Raw genomic sequence first — 17,787 nt, 5'->3', positions numbered from 1 at the left:
TGACCTGCGCGCTGCCGGACGCCGGCCCGGCGGCTAGGGTCGGCGTCCGTGAGCCCGGTCGCTGAGTTCCTCGTCGGTGTCGTGGTCGCGGTCGGACTGGTCGGCGTCGTCGTCCAGGTGCTGCCCGGGGCCCTGCTCGTGCTGGCTGCCGTCGTGACGTGGGGCGTCGTCACGGGCGGTCCGGCGGGCTGGACCGTGGTGGTCGTCGCGGTCGTCGCCACGGTGGTGGCCGAGGTGGGCAAGTACCTGCTCGCGGGCCGTCACCTGCGTCGAGCCGGGGTGCCGTCCTGGACCCTGCTCTGGGGCGGTCTCGCCGGGATCGTGGGGTTCTTCGTGATCCCGGTGGTGGGACTGCCGGTCGGCTTCCTGCTCGGCACCTACCTGGCCGAGCTCGTCCGGCTCCGTGTCCATGCGACCGCCTGGCGGGCGACGGTCGCAGCCCTGCAGGCCACCGGCCTGACGATCCTCGTGGAGCTCGCCGGTGCCCTCGTGAGCACGGCCGCCTGGGTCGTGGGGCTCCTCGTGACCTGATCCGGGAACCACGGCCGCGCCGGTGCCCGCCACGGTGTCGCGGCACCGTGATGTCGGACCTGACGCCTACTCTGGTGGTGCCATGACGTCGCTCTTCGAGAACCTCTCGCTGCCTCTGCCCGGCCTGCCTCTCGTCGGTGCGCCCGGGGCCCTCGCCGGTGGAGCCGGCACGCCCGCTCCCGCGGGCGCCCGCCCGGGCCGGCACACGGGGGAGCCCTCCGGCCTGCCCACCGTCGTCGCGCCACGTCCGCAGGACGAGCAGAGCGGCGCACAGCACCCGGACGACGAGGAGCGCCTCGCCCGTCGGCAGGCGGCCGCCGACGCCCTGCTCGTGGGGCTCAACCCGCAGCAGCGCGACGCCGTCGTGCACCACGGCGGCCCGCTGCTCATCGTCGCGGGCGCAGGCTCGGGAAAGACGCGCGTCCTCGCGCACCGCATCGCCCATCTCCTGGCCACGCGCCGGGCCCGGCCGGGCGAGATCCTGGCCATCACGTTCACCAACAAGGCCGCGGCGGAGATGCGCGAGCGGGTCGAGGGGCTGGTCGGGCCGTCGGCACGCCACATGTGGGTGTCCACGTTCCACTCGGCGTGCGTGCGGATCCTGCGCCGTGAGGCCGCCACGCTCGGCCTGCGCTCGAGCTTCTCCATCTACGACGCGGCCGACTCCCAGCGGCTGCTCACGCTCGTCGCCCGGGAGCTCGACCTCGACCCCAAGCGCTACCCCGCGAAGGCGCTCGCGAACAAGATCTCCGCACTCAAGGACGAGCTCGTGGACCCCGAGCAGTTCGCGGCGACGTCCGGTGGCGGCGCCACCAACGACTTCGACACGGCGCTCGCGCAGGTCTACACGCGGTACCAGGCCCGGCTGCGGCAGGCGCACGCGCTCGACTTCGACGACCTCATCATGACCACGGTCCACCTGCTGCAGGCGTTCCCGGCGGTCGCGGAGCACTACCGGCGCCGGTTCCGGCACGTGCTCGTCGACGAGTACCAGGACACCAACCACGCGCAGTACGTGCTGGTCCGGGAGCTCGTCGGGGTGCGGGGCACGGTGGCCGTCGACGAGGAGCCCGGCGAGGATGACCTGCCGCGCGGCGAGCTCACGGTCGTCGGCGACGCCGACCAGTCGATCTACGCGTTCCGCGGCGCGTCCATCCGCAACATCATGGAGTTCGAGGCCGACTACCCCGACGCCCGCACCATCCTGCTCGAACAGAACTACCGCTCGACGCAGACCATCCTGTCCGCCGCCAACGCGGTGATCAGCCGCAACCCGGGGCGCAAGCCGAAGCGGCTCTGGACCGACTCGGGCCAGGGCGCGCAGATCGTCGCGTACGTGGCGGACACCGAGCACGAGGAGGCGCGCTTCGTCGCGCAGGAGATCGACCGGCTGGGGGACTCCGACGGGGTGCGACCCGGCGACGTCGCGATCTTCTACCGCGCGAACGCGCAGTCGCGGGCGCTCGAGGAGGTGCTGATCCGGGTCGGCCTGCCGTACAAGGTGGTCGGCGGCACCCGGTTCTACGAGCGGCGCGAGATCAAGGACGCGGTCGCGTACCTGCGGGCGATCGCCAACCCGGACGACGACGTGAACGTCCGTCGCATCCTCAACGTGCCGAAGCGTGGGCTGGGGGACCGGTCGGAGGCGATGGTGTCGAGCTTCGCCGAGCGGGAGCGCATCTCGTTCGGTGCCGCGCTCGACAGGCTCGACGAGGTGCCCGGGCTGGGCACCCGCGCGGTGACCGGTCTGCAGGCGTTCGCCGACATGATGACCGACCTGCGGGTGCTCGCCTCGACGGCGGGACCGGCGGAGGTGCTGGGTGCGGTGCTCGACCGGTCCGGCTACCTGGCCGAGCTGCGCGCGAGCGACGACCCCCAGGACGCGTCGCGGGTCGAGAACCTCGCCGAGCTGCATGCCGTGGCCTCCGAGTTCGAGCAGAGCGAGCCCGACGGTGACCTGACCGACTTCCTCGAGCGCGTCTCGCTCGTCGCCGACTCCGACCAGATCCCGACGCCCGACGGCGGGGACGACGAGAAGGGCACCGAACGTCCCGCGGACCAGGGCGTGGTCACGCTCATGACGCTGCACACCGCGAAGGGGCTGGAGTTCCCGGTCGTGTTCCTCACCGGGATGGAGGACGGGACGTTCCCGCACATGCGGTCGCTGTCGGACGTGGACCAGCTCGCGGAGGAGCGACGGCTCGCCTACGTGGGGCTCACCCGCGCCCGTGAGCGGCTGTACATCTCGCGCGCCGCGGTCCGCACGGCGTGGGGGGTGCCCAACGAGTTCCCGCCCAGCAGGTTCCTCGACGACCTGCCCGACGAGCTCATCGACTGGCGTCGGCGTGAGTCGTCGACCTCGCAGCTGCGCGGCGGCTGGGGCTCGGGCTTCGGCGCCGGGGGGCGGTCGAGCTCGTACGGCTCCGGCAGCGCCGGCTCGGGTGCGGGCGGCTCCCGCGGGTACGGGTCGGGCGGCAACGGACGTCCCACCGGCGGCCGGTCGGAGCGGGAGGCCCGCCCGGCGCTCCCGTCGACGGGCGCGACGTTCGGCTCGGCCATGCCGCGGCCGGCCTCGGCGATCCCGAACCTGTCCGTCGGTGACCGGGTCACCCACGACTCGTACGGCCTGGGCACGGTGGTCGCGCTCGAAGGTGCTGGTCCGAACGCCGTGGTGAAGGTGGACTTCGGCTCGGAGGGCACCAAGCGCCTGCTCCTGCGGTACTCACCGGTCGTCAAGCTGTAGCCCGCCGGTGCCGGCCCCGCGCCGGACGGCGGACCGTCGGTGAGCAGCCGGATGAGGCTCGGACGGACGGCCACGCCGCTCTCAGCTCTCCACGCCCGCCCACGCCGCGACGACGGCCGCCCGCACGTCGTCGGGCGTGACGCCGACCGCCAGCAGCGCCCGGTGCGCCGGGGAGTCCTGGTCGCGCACCGCCCCGAGGAGCAGGTGCCCGGTGTCGATGCGGTGGGACCGGTAGGTCAGGGCTTCCCGCAGGGCGAGCTCGAGCAGCTTCTTCGCCCGGACGTCGAAGGGCAGCCTCGACGTCCGGGCGCGTCCCCGGCGGGCCGGGTCCTCGTCGAGCGCGCCCGGTCCGAAGGTGGCCTCGACCTGGGCGCGGACCGAGTCGAGGTCGATGCCGACCCGGGCGAGAGCCTCGGCGTCGAGCGCGCTCGCCGGCAGTCCCCGGACGGCGTCCTCGAGGGTGTCCCGCCCGACACCGAGCCGCGCGAGCGCGCCGGCCGCGGGGCCGGGCACGGTCGCGGCGCCGACGAGCACGTGCTCCGGGCCGATGTGGTCGGCACCGAGCCGGTCCGCCACGCCCTGGGCGAGCGTGACGGCCTGCCGGGCGTCCTGCGTGAACCTCTCGAACATCAGCTGAACCTCTTCCCGAACTTCTTGTGGACCGCCTGGCGGCTGACGCCGAGCACGGCGGCGATCTGCTCCCACGACCAGCCGAGGCGGCGGGCGCGCTCCACGTGCAGCGATTCCAGGCGGTCGGCGAGCGCGCGCAGCGAGTGGACGGCGAGGAGGCCCTCGCGGGGGTCGTCGCCGGCGGCGGCGGTCAGGAGGCTCTCGGACATGGCTGTCAACATAGGTTGACGGTCCGACTCCTGTCAACCCAAGTTGACAGGAGGGTCGGAACGCTCAGCCGCGCAGCAGGAGGGGCCGGTGCACGTCGGTGTTGTCCACGAGGAGGTCGGCCCGGCGGGCCGGGTCGCGCGCCGCGAGGTACAGCTGCTGCCCGTCGCGGTACCGCCGGTTCGCCGGGTCGTCCGGGTCCGCCGGGCAGTGGTCCCGGACCGCCATGCGACGGAACGTCTCGTGGAACTCCACCTGCAGGAACACGGCGAGGTCCCACCAGCCCTCGAGCTCGGCGCGCTGCAGGAAGATGCCGTCCACCACGAGCACGGCGTGGTCCGGTGCCATCTCGAAGGCGAGGTCCAGCGACGTGTCGGTCGACACGTCCCGGACGGCGCGGCGGAACCGCCGCGTCCCCCCGGGGGCGAACGGGTCGAGGAGCTCGGTGCGCAGGGTGTCGTAGTCGTAGGAGTCGGCCCAGAACCCCTCGGGGGACGCCGCCCCTCGCAGGTACCGCTCGTCCCGTGGCCGGTGGAACCCGTCCACAGAGGCGGCCACGACCGTGCGACCCCCGGTCCGCAGCGCGGCCACCAGCTCGGCGGCGAACACGCTCTTGCCCGCACCGTCCACGCCGTCGACCGCGACCAGCACCGGGCGCCCGAGGGCGCGCGGATCAGGGATCCGGTCGGCGACCGCCGCCAGCACGGCCGACCGCTCGGGCGTGCGTGCGAGCAGCGGGACCGAGACGGGCGTCGGCACGTTCACGGGGCATCGCTCCTCGTCGGACGGATGCCTGGACGCTAGTGGTCAGGGGGCCCCGAAGGGTCGCGAACGCCACATCTCTCGATGTGAAGATACTTGCGCCCGACGGCTACGATCGATCGGGGCGAAGCGGCCGGACCGAGGACGCGGATCGCCGGGCGACGAGAGGAAACCGGACCAGGTGGACCTGTTCGAGTACCAGGCACGTGACATGTTCGAGAAGCACGGCGTGCCCGTGCTCGGCGGCGTCGTCGCCACCACCCCCGAGGAGGCCCGCGCGGGCGCGGAGCGGCTCCTCGGCGACGAGGGTGGCGTGGTCGTCGTCAAGGCCCAGGTCAAGACCGGTGGCCGCGGCAAGGCCGGTGGCGTCAAGTTGGCCCGCTCCGCCGACGAGGCGGCCGAGAGGGCCGGCGAGATCCTCGGCATGGACATCAAGGGCCACACCGTGCACCGCGTCATGATCGCGGCCGGCGCCAGGATCGCCCAGGAGTTCTACTTCTCGCTCCTGCTCGACCGGGCCGAGCGCCGCTACCTCGCCATGGCGTCCGTCGAGGGCGGCATGGACATCGAGCAGCTGGCCGTGGAGCGCCCGGAGGCGCTGGCCCGGGTCGCGGTCGACCCGCGCACCGGCATCGACCAGGCCAAGGCCGACGAGATCGTCGCCGCCGCTGGCTTCCCCGACAAGACCTCGCCGGAGATCGCCGCCAAGGTCGCGGACGTGCTGCAGAAGCTGTGGACGGTGTACGACCACGAGGACGCGACCCTGGTGGAGGTCAACCCGCTCGTCCTGACGGAGGACGGCGAGATCGTCGCGCTCGACGGCAAGGTCACGCTGGACACGAACGCCGACTTCCGCCACCCGGACCACGCCGAGCTCGAGGACGCGTCCGCGGCGGACCCGCTCGAGGCGCGCGCCAAGGAGGCGGACCTCAACTACGTCAAGCTGGACGGCGAGGTCGGCATCATCGGCAACGGCGCCGGGCTCGTGATGAGCACGCTCGACGTCGTCGCGTACGCCGGGGAGTCGCACGGCGGCGTGAAGCCCGCCAACTTCCTCGACATCGGCGGCGGTGCCAGCGCCGAGATCATGGCGGCCGGCCTGCACATCATCCTCACGGACCCGCAGGTGAAGTCCGTGTTCGTGAACGTCTTCGGCGGCATCACGGCGTGCGACGCGGTCGCGAACGGCATCGTGTCCGCGCTGGAGATCCTCGGTGACGAGGAGAACAAGCCGCTCGTCGTCCGGCTGGACGGCAACAACGTGATCGAGGGCCGGCGCATCCTGGCCGAGGCGGGCCACCCGCTCGTCGTGCTCGCGGAGACCATGGACGGCGGCGCCGACAAGGCTGCCGAGCTCGCCCACGCCGCTGCCTGATCGAATCCCCCGACGACGCAGAGAGAAGCAGACACCACCATGGCGATCTTCCTGACCGAGGCATCCAAGGTCATCGTCCAGGGCATGACGGGCTCCGAGGGCACCAAGCACACGACCCGCATGCTGGCCTCCGGCACGAACGTGGTCGGCGGCGTCAACCCGCGCAAGGCCGGCACGACGGTGACGTTCGGTGACGTCGACGTGCCGGTGTTCGGCTCCGTCTCGGACGCCGTCGAGAAGACCGGTGCCGACGTCTCGGTGATCTTCGTGCCGCCGGCCCACACCAAGGGCGCGGTCATCGAGGCCATCGACGCGGGCGTCCCGCTCGTCGTCATCATCACCGAGGGCGTCCCGGTCGACGACACGGCCGAGTTCTTCGCGCACGCGCAGGACAAGGGCGTGCGGCTCGTCGGCCCCAACTGCCCGGGCCTGATCAGCCCCGGGAAGTCGAACGTCGGCATCATCCCGGCGGACATCACGGGCCCCGGCCGCGTCGGCCTCGTGTCGAAGTCCGGCACGCTGACCTACCAGATGATGTACGAGCTGCGGGACTTCGGGTTCTCGACGGCCATCGGCATCGGCGGCGACCCGATCATCGGCACCACCCACATCGACGCGCTGGCCGCGTTCGAGGCGGACCCCGACACCGAGGTCATCGTGATGATCGGCGAGATCGGCGGCGACGCCGAGGAGCGGGCCGCCGCGTTCATCGCCGAGCACGTGACCAAGCCGGTGGTCGGCTACGTCGCCGGCTTCACGGCACCCGAGGGCAAGACGATGGGCCACGCCGGCGCCATCGTCTCCGGCTCGTCGGGCACCGCCCAGGCGAAGAAGGAGGCCCTCGAGGCCGCCGGCGTCAAGGTCGGCAGGACGCCGTCCGAGACCGCCGGGCTCGCCCGCGCGCTCCTGTCCTGACACGACCCGGCCCGCACCACGGGCGACCCGACGACCCGACGCGGCCAGGTGCCCCGCCGGGTCGTCGGCCGTCCGGGCCGTCGTGTCGTGCGACGCGCCGACGGCGGTCCGGACCCCGGACGCCCACCACGGCGAGGATGACCCGGTGAGCGGCCACGGACCGAGGACGGGGAGCAGCCCCGTCGTGCAGCGCGCCCGGCGGCGGGTGCTGTCCGACGACGTCCCGAGCCGTCCGCAGTTCTTCGTGAGCGCGATCGACGGCGCGCCCGGATGGGCGACCGGTGCGCTCGCCGCTGTGCAGGCCGCCGTCCTGTCGCTGCTCGCTCTGGTCCTGCCGTCGGTCGCGGCGTACGTCGCGACGTCGGCCGACCCGTCCAACGAGGGCGTGGGCTGGTGGCGGTCGGTGGGTGTGGGGGCGTCGGTCTGGCTCCTCGGCCACGGGATGCCCGTCCACGTCGGCGGCGTCACGGTGACGCTGGTACCGCTCGGCATCAGCCTGCTGGCCGTCTTCACCTGCTACGCCTCGGCCCGCCGCTCGGGAGTCGCCACGCGGAGCGGGTTCGCCGGCGGCGTGCTCGCGTACCTCGCGGTCGTGCTCGCGGTCGCCCTCCTCGTCGGTGGTCCACCGGCGTCGTTGCTCCGGGCCCTGACCGGCGCGACGGCGATCGCCGGGACCGGCCTCGGAGCCGGCCTGCTGCGTCGGCCCGAGGCGCCGTCGTGGCGGCAGCTGTCGCGTCCGGTGTGGACGCGTGTGGCGGCTCCCGTGCGGGTCGGTGCGGCGGCGGGCCTGCTGGCGCTCGCGCTCCTGGTGCTGACCGCGGCGCTCGTGACGACGCTGTGGGTGGTCGCCGGCCGCGCGACGATCGGCGACGTGGTGCGCGGCCTCGGGCTCGACGCGGTCGGCGGCGTGGTCCTCGCGGTCGCCGAGCTCGCTCTCGTGCCGAACCTGGTGGTGTGGGCGCTGGCCTGGGTGGCCGGTCCGGGCTTCTCGGTGGGCTCCGGCACCAGCTTCGCGCCCGACGGTGTGGTGGCCGCCCCGCTGCCGGCCCTCCCGATGCTCGGTGCGCTGCCCGCTCCGGACGTGGTCGGGCCGGCGACGGTAGGGGCACCGGCGGTCCTCGTCCTCGTGGGCGTGCTTGCCGGCTGGTACGTGCACCGCCGGACGGTGGACGGGCGGTGGTGGTCGTCCGCTGCGTCGGTCGGGGTGCTCGCAGGGGTCGTGGCGGCCGGGGCGGCGCTCCTGGTGACGCTCGCCAGCGGGGGAGCGGGACCGGACCGGATGGCGCAGGTCGGCGCACAGGGCTGGCTCGTCGGCCTCGCGGCCGCCGCCGGCGTGCTCGCCGGCGCGCTCGTGGTCGCTCTGCCCTCGGACCGCGCCCTGCGGCGGAGGCTGGCGGCCGGCCTGCGGTCGGCGTCGGGTCGTCCTCCGGTGCCCGAGAACCTGTCGGGCGAGCAGACCGGGCCCGCGGATCAGGGGCGGGACCGCTCCTCGAGCGACACGCGCCAGTCCTCGATGTCCTGACGGTACTGCGCCTCGCACTGCGCCTTCGCGGTGACGGTGAGGGCTCCGGCGAGGCACTGCTGGTGGTCCCGCTGCGGACCCCAGAGCACGAGCATGCTCGCCGACACGAGCGACAGCAGGCCCGAGACCAGCAGCAGCATGACGAGCACCGCCGGCACGCCGCCTCGCACCCGCCCGCGGACGGCCACACCGAGCCCGCGTACCGACGTCACGACGGCCGCCGGCGCGAAGCCGAGCGCGGCGACCTGCCACGGCACGGGCAAGGACATGACGACCACGGTGGCGAGCACCAGCAGCCCGGTGGTCCGGGCGAGTGCGATGCTGCGCACGGCGGCGTCGGCGTCCGGGGGCGGCGCGTCGCCCGTCGGACCACCCGGCGCCCCGTGGAGCCTCGGGTCGTGGCCCACGCCGGGTCGAGACCCGTCCGGCAGCACTGCGGGCGGCTCGTCGGACGCACCGACCGGCCCGTCCAGGGGCCCGTCCGGCGGCGCGCTCACGGGGCCGTCCGGCATGCGCGGACGGTCCTCCGGCGGGGCGTACGGGTTGCTCACCCCGGCATTGTCGCCCACGGTGCCGAGACCGGGGGCCGCCCAGCCGTCAGGCAGGCGTCCGGCGGCCGGGCCCGTCCCGGTAGGGTCGCCGGGGTGAACGCCCAGCCTCCCGAGACGTCCGCCCGTCCGCCCGAGACGCCCACCCGGACCTCGGGCCGCCTCGTCGTCCTGGTGTCCGGGACGGGCTCCAACCTCGCGGCGCTCCTCGCGGCGCACGACGAGCCGGCGTTCGGTGGCCGGGTCGTGGGCGTGGTCTCGGACCGGCCCGGGATCCCGGCCCTCGACCTCGCGCGCGAGGCCGGCGTCCCGACCGCGGTGGTCGCGCTCAAGGACTTCGACGACCGGGCGGCATGGGACCGTGCGCTCACCGAGACGGTCGCGGTGTTCTCGCCCGACCTCGTGGTGCTCGCGGGGTTCATGAAGCTCGTCGGCGCCTCGTTCCTGCGACGGTTCGGCGGTCGGATCGTCAACACGCACCCCGCCCTCCTGCCGTCGTTCCCGGGCGCCCACGGCGTGCGCGACGCGCTCGCGTACGGCGTGAAGGTCAGCGGGTGCAGCGTCATCGTCGTCGACGAAGGGATCGACGCAGGCCCGATCCTGGCGCAGGAGGCGGTCCCGGTGCTCGACGACGACGACGAGACCCGCCTGCACGAGAGGATCAAGGTCGTCGAGCGGGCACTGCTCGTCGACGTCGTGGGGCGGATCGTCCGGGACGGGCTCGTCGTCGAGGGACGCTCGGCGCAGATCGGCGGGTAGCCCCGCCCGGCGCAGATCGGCGGCTGGCGCCGCCCGGCTACACTCGGTCACGGTCGTGACTGGCGCAGGTGGGACGAACCACCGGGGAGCGGCCGGAGTCCCCCTGCAGAGCACCGCCCGCCTGGGTGCCTGGGTCCCACCGCGACCGCGTCGACCCAGGAGTGAGCGATGTCCGCCTCTGTCCCCGTGCCCAGCGCCCCCGACGAGCCCACCAGCGGCTCCGCGCGCCGCCCCGTGCGCCGCGCGCTCGTCAGCGTGTACGACAAGACCGGCCTCGTCGAGCTGGCGAGCACCCTGCACGCCGCCGGCGTCGAGCTCGTGTCCACCGGTTCCACGGCCGCCACGATCGCCGCGGCCGGGATCCCCGTGACCCCCGTCGAGGAGCTCACCGGCTTCCCCGAGTGCCTCGACGGCCGCGTCAAGACGCTGCACCCGCGCGTCCACGCCGGGGTACTGGCCGACACCCGCCGCCCCGACCACCTGGCGCAGCTCGACGAGCTGGGGATCGCGCCGTTCGAGCTGGTGGTGGTGAACCTGTACCCGTTCACCGCGACGGTGGCGAGCGGTGCCGGGCCCGACGAGTGCGTCGAGCAGATCGACATCGGTGGCCCGTCGATGGTCCGCGCCGCTGCCAAGAACCACCCGAGCGTGGCCGTCGTCGTCGACCCGGCGCGGTACCCGGACGTGGCGGCCGCGGTCGGTGACGGCGGCTTCACGCTCGCGCAGCGTCGCGGGCTGGCCGCGCAGGCGTTCGCGCACACGGCGGCGTACGACGTCGCCGTCGCCTCCTGGTTCGCCGAGCACTACGCACCCGAGGACGAGTCGGGCTTCGCGGCGTTCGCCGGTGCGACGTGGACGCGCTCGGACGTGCTGCGCTACGGCGAGAACCCCCACCAGGGCGCGGCTCTGTACCTGACGCCGGACGGCGCCGCGGGCCGCGGGCTGGCCGGTGCGGAGCAGCTGCACGGCAAGGCGATGAGCTACAACAACTACGTCGACGCGGACGCCGCCTGGCGGGCCGCGCACGACCACGACGCCCCTGCGGTCGCCATCATCAAGCACGCGAACCCGTGCGGGATCGCGGTCGGCACGGACGTCGCGGACGCGCACGCCAAGGCGCACGCCTGCGACCCGGTGTCCGCGTTCGGTGGGGTCGTCGCGACCAACCGCACCCTCACCCTCGCGGCCGCGGAGCAGATCGCGCCGGTGTTCACCGAGGTCGTCGTCGCCCCCGACTTCGAGCCCGCCGCCGTGGAGGTGCTGAGCCGCAAGAAGAACGTCCGGCTGCTCCGCGTCACGGGTCTGGACGCCGTCGCCCGGCGCGAGCAGCGCGCCGTCAGCGGAGGGCTCCTGGTCCAGGACGTCGACCGGATCGACGCGCCCGGCGACGAGGCCGCGGGCTGGACCCTGGCCGCGGGCGAGCCGGCCGACGAGGCGACGCTCGCCGACCTGGTCCTCGCCTGGCGGGCGGTGCGTGCGGTGAAGTCCAACGCGATCCTGCTCGCGGCCGGCGGCGCGTCCGTCGGGGTGGGCATGGGCCAGGTCAACCGGGTGGACTCGTGCCGGCTCGCGGTCGAGCGGGCCAACGCCGGCGGCGCCGACCGGGCGCGCGGCGCGGTCGCTGCGTCGGACGCGTTCTTCCCGTTCGCGGACGGCCTGCAGGTGCTGCTCGACGCCGGGGTCCGGGCGGTCGTGCAGCCGGGCGGGTCCGTCCGGGACGCGGAGGTCGTCGCGGCGGCGCAGGCCGCCGGGGTCACGCTCTACCTGACGGGCACGCGCCACTTCGCGCACTGACCGGACACCCGCCCGCTCCCGGGGCAGCCGGGAGCGGGCGGGCGGTCCGTGTCGTGCGGCTGCCGGGGAGCGGGCGGGCCGCTCGGTGTCCCGGGCCGTCAGGCGAGCGCGGCCTCCCTCAGCGGGTGACCAGGGTCCCGCACGAGCCGGCGGTCGAGCCGCGGCAGGCCCCGAGCCCCGAACAGCCGTCGAGCCGCGCCCACGTCGCGGGGCCGGTCGACGGTGAGGATCGCGGCGGTCTCGTCGGTGCCGCGCCGGAACCACACCGCGGTCCAGCCGTCGGTCGTGCGCGGGTCACCCCGCAGCACCACCTCGTCGTCCGGCCCGGCCTGCCCGAACAGCGCGAGCTCGTGCCCGAGCTGCGTCGAGAAGACGTAGGGCGCGACGTCGGCGGGCGATACGACCGGCCCGTGCAGCAGGTCCTCGACCAGCACCGTGGGGCCGCGCAGCGCGCCGTCCCAGTGGCCACCGGGCACCCAGCCGTGCCGCGCGGACCGCCGCAGCGCGACGTCTCCGACCGCCCGCACGTGCGTCGGTGCCCCGACGACGGCGAAGCCCTCGTCCACGCGCAGGGAGCCGTCCGGCTCGCGGGGGACCGCACCGGCCAGCCAGCCGGTCGCGGGCCGCGCACCGACGGCCGCGAGGACGACGTCCGCGGGCAGCACCCGCCCGTCGGCGAGCGTCACGCCGTCCGGCCTGACGTCGACGACCCGCACGTCGCACAGCAGTCGCACCCCGGCCGCCGCGTACCAGGGTGCGGTGAGCCGACCCACGCCGACGCCGAGGGCGGAGCCGAGCGGCCCGGCGGCGGCCTCGACGACCGTGACGTCCACGCCAGCGGCGGCGGCCACGCCGGCGACCTCGGCACCGATCCACCCCGCACCGATCACGACGAGCCGCGTGCCCGGACGGAGCCTGTCCCGCAGCGCCTGCGCGTCGTCGGCCGTGTGCAGCGTGAGCGCGGCGGACCAGCCGGCCGGTCGCACCGCGGCGGCGCCGGTCGCGAGCACCACGGTGTCGGCCGTGACGTCGCCCTCGCCGGTCGCGACCGTGACGCCCTCGCCGCTGACCACGAGCCCGGTCGCGGGCGTGCCGAGCCGCACGTCGTCGGCGAGGCCGCGCAGGTCCGCGCCGACCTCGTCGGCGAGCCAGGTGGGTCCGGGCCGGTCGAGCAGGTGCTTCGAGAGGGGCGGCCGGTCGTACGGCGGCAGCCTCTCCGCGCCGAGCACCGTGAGCTGCCCGCCGAACCCGGCGTCGCGCAGCGCGGCGACCGTCTGGGTGGCGGCGAGCCCCGCCCCGACCACGAGGACGTGACGCGGAGCACGTGGGTGCGGCGCGCCGGAGGGGACAGGCGGGGCAGGGGTCCGGGCCGTCACCCGCGCAACGGTAGTCTCCCCGGGAGAGGGGTGATCCATGGTCCAGGAGCGTGTCCACGTCGTGCCCGTGAGCCGGCCGGCCGAGCCGGCAGCCGGCTCGGGCCCCGTGCCCGTGCCCGTGGAGGAGCAGGCCCTCGACCCGCGCAGCATCGCGCGGGCGTCCCTGCAGGCGTCGCGGAACGCCTCGCTCTGGTGGACGAGCGCGGGCATCGTCCTCGCCGTCGTGGTCGCGATGCTGGTCGGCACCCGGGCCGGTGCGTTCACCCTGTCCGCGGTGACCGTCGCGTGCGCGGCAGTCCGTGCGGTCCGGCCGTCACCGGGCCCGGTCGCGCTCTCCGTGCGGTCCCGACCGTTCGACGTGCTCGTGCTGCTGACGTTCGCCGCGGGCATCGCGTTCCTCGCGCAGGTGCTGCCGGACGGCTGGTAGCCACGATCCGCCGGGGTCCGGGTGGCGGACGCACCGACCACCCGTGACCGGACGTCGACGACCGCCCCGCGCCCGTCCCGGCCTGGAACGACACGGCCGCTGCAGCCCGGAGTCCGGGGGCTGCAGCGGCCGGTGGACGCCGCCGGATGCCGGGGCGCCCGTCGAGCAGAGCTCGGTCAGGCCTGACGGCCGTCGACCACGAGGACGTCGTCCGTCGTGACGTACAGGTCGTCCTCCTCCAGGAGGTTGTCCTCGACGGGCTCGGCCGCGAAGGCGCGGTACACGAGCGCGGCGATCGCGGCACCGAGCAACGGGGCGACCCAGAACAGCCAGATCTGGTGCCAGGCCCAGCTGTCGGAGAACAGGGCCGTCGCCATGGAGCGCGCGGGGTTGAGCGACGCGTTCGTGACCGGCATGGCGACGAGGATCAGCGCCGACAAGGTCAGGCCGATCGCGAACGGTGCGTTGCCCTTGGCCGAGCGACGGTCCGTGACGGCCAGGATGACGCCGACGAACACCGCGACGACCACGAGCTCGATCAGGGCGGCCCCGATCCAGGAGAAGCCTTCGCCCTGGGTCTGTGCCGAGATCGGCGAGTGCGCTCCGTAGCCGTTCGACACCGAGGAGAAGAAGCCCTTCTCGTTGGCCTCGAGCGCGGGGAGGGTGGTGATCACGACGTAGAGCACGGCGCTGGCAGCCGCGCCGCCGACGAGCTGCGCGAGCCAGTACGGCAGGACGTCCTTCCAGCTGGTGCGACCTGCGATCGCGGCGCCGAACGTGACGGCCGGGTTGAAGTGGCCGCCCGAGATGTGGCCGACCGCTGCGATGCCCGCGAGCACGGCGATGCCGAACGCGAGGGCGACGGCGAGCGCGCCGGCCCCCGTGGCCTGGGCGTACAGGGCGGTGCCGACGCCGGCGAGCACGAGGAAGAAGGTGCCGAAGGCCTCCGCGCCGACCTTGGCGACGAGGCCCGGACCGGCGCTGATCAGGGTGCCTGCGGGAACGACGTAGGCGTCGACGTCGTCCTCGAGCTCGGGCGCCGCCGAGGCGACGGGTGCGGGCGCCGCAGGTGCGACGGGCTCGATGGGCGTCGGGGCCGCGGGCTCGACCGGCGCGGGCGCCGCGGGTGCCGAGGAGTCGGCGGCGGCAGCGGCGCTGACGTCCTCGGGGGCCGGCGTGCCGGCGGGCTGGTCAGAGTTCTCGTTGGACATGTCGGTCCTGTCGTGAGTGCGTGCGGTGCTGGCGTCTGCGGACGAGCGCAGGAGTCCCGTCGGGATCGCCGTGCTGATGTGACCCAGCATGCCAGGACACGTCGGCCCAGGTCACGGGCGGCCGTGCCTCGGACGCTTTCCCTTGCGGGCGCTGTGCGGGCGCTGTGCGGGCGCTGTGCGGACGCTGTGCGGGCACTGGGCGCCCGCTGTCCCCGGGGGTCCCGGTGAGATCTCTCGATGTCGAGTAATCTTGTCCCCGGACCCGCGCCGGCCAGCGCTCGGTACCCGCTCTCGTGGCCGGCCCTTCTCACCAGTCCCAGCACAGGAGATCCCGCATGGCGAAGATCAAGGTCGTCGGCCCGGTCGTCGAGCTCGACGGCGACGAGATGACGCGCATCATCTGGCAGTTCATCAAGGACCGCCTGATCCACCCGTACCTCGAGATCGACCTGCGGTACTACGACCTGTCGATCGAGAACCGCGACGCCACCGACGACCAGGTGACGGTCGACGCGGCGCACGCCATCAAGGAGCACGGCGTCGGCGTCAAGTGCGCGACGATCACGCCCGACGAGGCGCGCGTCGAGGAGTTCGGTCTGAAGAAGATGTGGGTCTCGCCCAACGGCACGATCCGGAACATCCTCGGCGGCGTGGTGTTCCGCGAGCCGATCATCATCAGCAACATCCCGCGCCTGGTCCCGGGCTGGAACAAGCCGATCATCATCGGCCGTCACGCTCACGGCGACCAGTACAAGGCGACCAACTTCAAGGTCCCGGGCGCCGGCACGCTGACCCTCACCTACACCCCCGCGGACGGCTCGGAGCCGATCCAGCAGCAGGTCGTGACGTACCCCGACGGCGGCGGCGTCGCGATGGGCATGTACAACTTCAACGACTCGATCCGCGACTTCGCGCGCGCCTCGTTCGCGTACGGCCTGCAGCGGGGCTACCCGGTGTACCTGTCGACGAAGAACACGATCCTCAAGGCCTACGACGGCGCGTTCAAGGACATCTTCCAGGAGGTGTTCGACGCGGAGTTCGCCGCTGCCTTCGCTGAGCACGGACTCACGTACGAGCACCGCCTCATCGACGACATGGTCGCCGCGGCCATGAAGTGGGAGGGCGGCTACGTCTGGGCGTGCAAGAACTACGACGGCGACGTGCAGTCCGACACCGTCGCGCAGGGCTTCGGCTCGCTCGGCCTCATGACGTCGGTCCTCATGACGCCGGACGGCAGGACCGTCGAGGCCGAGGCGGCCCACGGCACCGTCACGCGCCACTACCGCCAGCACCAGGCCGGCAAGCCGACGTCGACGAACCCGATCGCGTCGATCTTCGCGTGGACCGGTGGCCTCAAGCACCGCGGCAAGCTGGACGGCACCCCGGAGGTGACCCAGTTCGCGGAGACGCTCGAGCAGGTGGTCGTCGAGACCGTCGAGAGCGGCGCGATGACCAAGGACCTCGCCGCGCTCGTCGGCCCGGACCAGGCGTGGCAGACCACCGAGGAGTTCCTCGCGACGCTCGACGCCAACCTCGCGGCGAAGCTCGGCTGACCTGCCCGCCTGACTCTCGTCGTCGACGGCGCCCCCCTGGACCATCCGGGCGGGCGCCGTCGCCGTTCCTGCGGGTAGCGTGCCGGTAGCGCCGCGTGCCGCCCGACCGAAGGAGCCCGTCCGTGCCTGTGAGCCAGCCCGTCAACGTGACCGTCACCGGTGCCGCCGGACAGATCGGCTACGCGCTGCTGTTCCGGATCGCCTCCGGCCAGATGCTCGGTGCGGACACCTCGGTGCGGTTGCGGCTGCTCGAGGTCCCGCAGGCGGTGAAGGCGGCCGAGGGCACCGCGATGGAGCTCGACGACTGCGCGTTCCCGACGCTCGACGGCGTGGACATCTTCGACGACCCGCGGGCGGCGTTCGACGGCACGAACGTCGCACTGCTCGTGGGGGCGCGTCCTCGCACGGCCGGCATGGAGCGCGGCGACCTGCTCTCGGCCAACGGCGGCATCTTCAAGCCCCAGGGCGAGGCGATCAACGCCGGGGCGGCCGACGACGTCCGCGTCCTCGTCGTCGGGAACCCCGCGAACACCAACGCCCTGATCGCGCAGCAGCACGCGCCGGACGTCCCGGCGGACCGGTTCACGGCGATGACGCGGCTCGACCACAACCGGGCCGTGTCGCAGCTCGCGAGGCGGACGGGTGCGAAGGTCGCGGAGATCACGCGCGTCACCATCTGGGGCAACCACTCGGCGACGCAGTACCCGGACCTCTCGCACGCGACGGTGGCGGGGCGGCCCGCGCTCGAGGTCGTCGCGGACGACGCGTGGGTGGTCGACACCTTCATCCCGACGGTCGCCAAGCGCGGTGCGGCGATCATCGAGGCCCGCGGGGCGTCGTCGGCGGCGTCGGCGGCGAACGCGGCGGTCGACCACGTGCGCACGTGGGTGCACGGGACGCCCGCGGGCGACTGGACGTCGGCCGGCGTGGTGTCGGACGGTTCCTACGGGGTGCCGGCGGGGCTCATCTCGTCGTTCCCCGTGACGTCCGAGGGCGGCGCCTGGCGCATCGTGCCGGACCTCGAGGTCGACGGCTCGTCGCGCGCGCGGATCGACGCGTCGGTCGCGGAGCTCGTGGAGGAGCGCGACGCGGTGCGGGTGCTCGGCCTGGTCTGAGCGACCGCCGGAGCGAGGGGGCTGCCGTGCGGGTCGCGCTCCGTGTGCGCCCGGGGGCGTCCCGGACCTCGGTCGGCGGTCTGCACGGCGACCGGCTGGTGGTGGCGGTGACGGCTCGTGCGGTCGACGGGGCGGCGACGGACGCCGCGCTCCGGGCGCTGGCCGATGCGCTCGGGGTCCGGCACCGGCACGTCACCCTGGTGTCGGGAGCGACGAGCCGCGACAAGGTGGTCGAGGTCGCGGAGGGCGCGGTCGCTGACCTGCCCGCGCGGCTGGACCGGCTGCGCGGCGCCTGAGGCCGGTCGGCGGGTCGGCGTCG

General features: G+C 74.1%; 17 protein-coding genes and 1 riboswitch. Of the genes, 11 read left to right on the top strand and 6 right to left on the bottom strand.

What is annotated here, in order from left to right; translation table 11 throughout:
- Positions 1–48: 48 nt before the first annotated feature.
- Positions 49–531, top strand: a complete 483-nt coding sequence (locus tag ACVW07_RS05760) for a DUF456 domain-containing protein (RefSeq protein WP_456818314.1) — start codon at positions 49–51, stop codon at positions 529–531.
- Positions 532–613: 82 nt separating this feature from the next.
- Positions 614–3,274, top strand: a complete 2,661-nt coding sequence (gene pcrA, locus ACVW07_RS05755; protein ID WP_456818313.1) for a DNA helicase PcrA — start codon at positions 614–616, stop codon at positions 3,272–3,274.
- An 81-nt stretch (positions 3,275–3,355) separates the two neighbouring features.
- On the opposite strand, the gene ACVW07_RS05750 is transcribed toward pcrA, so the two are convergent.
- From ACVW07_RS05750 to ACVW07_RS05740, 3 genes are all read right to left on the bottom strand, one after another.
- Positions 3,356–3,904 carry a Clp protease N-terminal domain-containing protein gene (locus ACVW07_RS05750; protein WP_456818312.1) on the bottom strand — a complete coding sequence of 183 codons (549 nt, stop codon included), beginning with the start codon at positions 3,902–3,904 and terminating at the stop codon, positions 3,356–3,358.
- Positions 3,904–4,113, bottom strand: a complete 210-nt coding sequence (locus tag ACVW07_RS05745; RefSeq protein WP_456818311.1) for an RNA polymerase subunit sigma-70 — start codon at positions 4,111–4,113, stop codon at positions 3,904–3,906. Before ACVW07_RS05745 ends, ACVW07_RS05750 begins: the two co-directional genes overlap by 1 nt.
- A gap of 64 nt (positions 4,114–4,177) precedes the next feature.
- Positions 4,178–4,876, bottom strand: coding sequence for a uridine kinase (locus tag ACVW07_RS05740; RefSeq protein ID WP_456818310.1), 699 nt, complete (start codon positions 4,874–4,876; stop codon positions 4,178–4,180).
- A 178-nt stretch (positions 4,877–5,054) separates the two neighbouring features.
- Here ACVW07_RS05740 and sucC point away from each other — a divergent pair, with 178 nt between their 5' ends.
- From sucC to ACVW07_RS05725, 3 genes are all read left to right on the top strand, one after another.
- Positions 5,055–6,248, top strand: a complete 1,194-nt coding sequence (gene sucC, locus ACVW07_RS05735; RefSeq protein ID WP_456818309.1) for an ADP-forming succinate--CoA ligase subunit beta — start codon at positions 5,055–5,057, stop codon at positions 6,246–6,248.
- A gap of 39 nt (positions 6,249–6,287) precedes the next feature.
- On the top strand, positions 6,288–7,163 hold the full coding sequence (gene sucD / locus ACVW07_RS05730; RefSeq protein WP_456818308.1) for a succinate--CoA ligase subunit alpha: 876 nt from the start codon (positions 6,288–6,290) through the stop codon (positions 7,161–7,163).
- Positions 7,164–7,308: 145 nt separating this feature from the next.
- A complete protein-coding gene (locus ACVW07_RS05725) occupies positions 7,309–8,685 on the top strand; it encodes a cell division protein PerM (protein ID WP_456818307.1) in 1,377 nt (458 codons plus the stop codon).
- On the opposite strand, the gene ACVW07_RS05720 is transcribed toward ACVW07_RS05725, so the two are convergent.
- Entirely contained in the window at positions 8,634–9,236 is a 603-nt protein-coding gene (locus tag ACVW07_RS05720; RefSeq protein ID WP_456818306.1) for a hypothetical protein, read from the bottom strand. The genes ACVW07_RS05725 and ACVW07_RS05720 overlap by 52 nt on opposite strands.
- Positions 9,237–9,329: 93 nt before the next feature.
- Between ACVW07_RS05720 and purN the strand changes: the two genes are divergently transcribed.
- Entirely contained in the window at positions 9,330–9,992 is a 663-nt protein-coding gene (gene purN, locus ACVW07_RS05715) for a phosphoribosylglycinamide formyltransferase (RefSeq protein WP_456818305.1), read from the top strand.
- A 45-nt stretch (positions 9,993–10,037) separates the two neighbouring features.
- Positions 10,038–10,126, top strand: a riboswitch (ZMP/ZTP riboswitch).
- Positions 10,127–10,160: 34 nt separating this feature from the next.
- Positions 10,161–11,786: a bifunctional phosphoribosylaminoimidazolecarboxamide formyltransferase/IMP cyclohydrolase gene (gene purH / locus ACVW07_RS05710; protein ID WP_456818304.1), complete on the top strand. Its 1,626-nt coding sequence runs from the start codon at positions 10,161–10,163 to the stop codon at positions 11,784–11,786.
- Between the two features lie 98 nt (positions 11,787–11,884).
- Here purH and ACVW07_RS05705 read toward each other — a convergent pair whose 3' ends face one another.
- A complete protein-coding gene (locus ACVW07_RS05705) occupies positions 11,885–13,162 on the bottom strand; it encodes an NAD(P)/FAD-dependent oxidoreductase (RefSeq protein ID WP_456818303.1) in 1,278 nt (425 codons plus the stop codon).
- 37 nt (positions 13,163–13,199) lie between these two features.
- Here ACVW07_RS05705 and ACVW07_RS05700 point away from each other — a divergent pair, with 37 nt between their 5' ends.
- The gene (locus ACVW07_RS05700) at positions 13,200–13,589 is read left to right on the top strand and encodes a DUF3017 domain-containing protein (RefSeq protein ID WP_456818302.1); all 390 of its coding nucleotides are present in this window, start codon (positions 13,200–13,202) and stop codon (positions 13,587–13,589) included.
- A 176-nt stretch (positions 13,590–13,765) separates the two neighbouring features.
- Here ACVW07_RS05700 and ACVW07_RS05695 read toward each other — a convergent pair whose 3' ends face one another.
- Positions 13,766–14,800, bottom strand: coding sequence for an MIP family channel protein (locus ACVW07_RS05695; RefSeq protein WP_456818301.1), 1,035 nt, complete (start codon positions 14,798–14,800; stop codon positions 13,766–13,768).
- A 335-nt stretch (positions 14,801–15,135) separates the two neighbouring features.
- Here ACVW07_RS05695 and ACVW07_RS05690 point away from each other — a divergent pair, with 335 nt between their 5' ends.
- The 3 genes from ACVW07_RS05690 (at position 15,136) to ACVW07_RS05680 (ending at position 17,764) form a co-directional block, all read left to right on the top strand.
- The gene (locus ACVW07_RS05690) at positions 15,136–16,353 is read left to right on the top strand and encodes an NADP-dependent isocitrate dehydrogenase (RefSeq protein WP_456818300.1); all 1,218 of its coding nucleotides are present in this window, start codon (positions 15,136–15,138) and stop codon (positions 16,351–16,353) included.
- A gap of 122 nt (positions 16,354–16,475) precedes the next feature.
- On the top strand, positions 16,476–17,468 hold the full coding sequence (locus ACVW07_RS05685) for a malate dehydrogenase (RefSeq protein WP_456818299.1): 993 nt from the start codon (positions 16,476–16,478) through the stop codon (positions 17,466–17,468).
- A gap of 26 nt (positions 17,469–17,494) precedes the next feature.
- Positions 17,495–17,764: a DUF167 domain-containing protein gene (locus ACVW07_RS05680; protein ID WP_456818298.1), complete on the top strand. Its 270-nt coding sequence runs from the start codon at positions 17,495–17,497 to the stop codon at positions 17,762–17,764.
- The last annotated feature ends 23 nt before the right edge of the window (positions 17,765–17,787 follow it).

The sequence above is a fragment of the Cellulomonas sp. URHB0016 genome, assembly GCF_054057935.1.
The sequence above is the reverse complement of the archived record's forward strand: the minus strand, read 5'-3'. Positions and strand labels throughout refer to the sequence as shown.

Bases quoted from the DNA above. Each gene is read 5' to 3' on its own strand.
- pcrA (WP_456818313.1), top strand. From the start codon at position 614: ATGACGTCGCTCTTCGAGAACCTCTCGCTGCCTCTGCCCGGCCTGCCT.
- sucD (WP_456818308.1), top strand. From the start codon at position 6,288: ATGGCGATCTTCCTGACCGAGGCATCCAAGGTCATCGTCCAGGGCATG.
- ACVW07_RS05690 (WP_456818300.1), top strand. From the start codon at position 15,136: ATGGCGAAGATCAAGGTCGTCGGCCCGGTCGTCGAGCTCGACGGCGAC.
- ACVW07_RS05745 (WP_456818311.1), bottom strand. From the start codon at position 4,113: ATGTCCGAGAGCCTCCTGACCGCCGCCGCCGGCGACGACCCCCGCGAG.
- purH (WP_456818304.1), top strand. From the start codon at position 10,161: ATGTCCGCCTCTGTCCCCGTGCCCAGCGCCCCCGACGAGCCCACCAGC.
- ACVW07_RS05700 (WP_456818302.1), top strand. From the start codon at position 13,200: ATGGTCCAGGAGCGTGTCCACGTCGTGCCCGTGAGCCGGCCGGCCGAG.
- ACVW07_RS05695 (WP_456818301.1), bottom strand. From the start codon at position 14,800: ATGTCCAACGAGAACTCTGACCAGCCCGCCGGCACGCCGGCCCCCGAG.
- ACVW07_RS05750 (WP_456818312.1), bottom strand. From the start codon at position 3,904: ATGTTCGAGAGGTTCACGCAGGACGCCCGGCAGGCCGTCACGCTCGCC.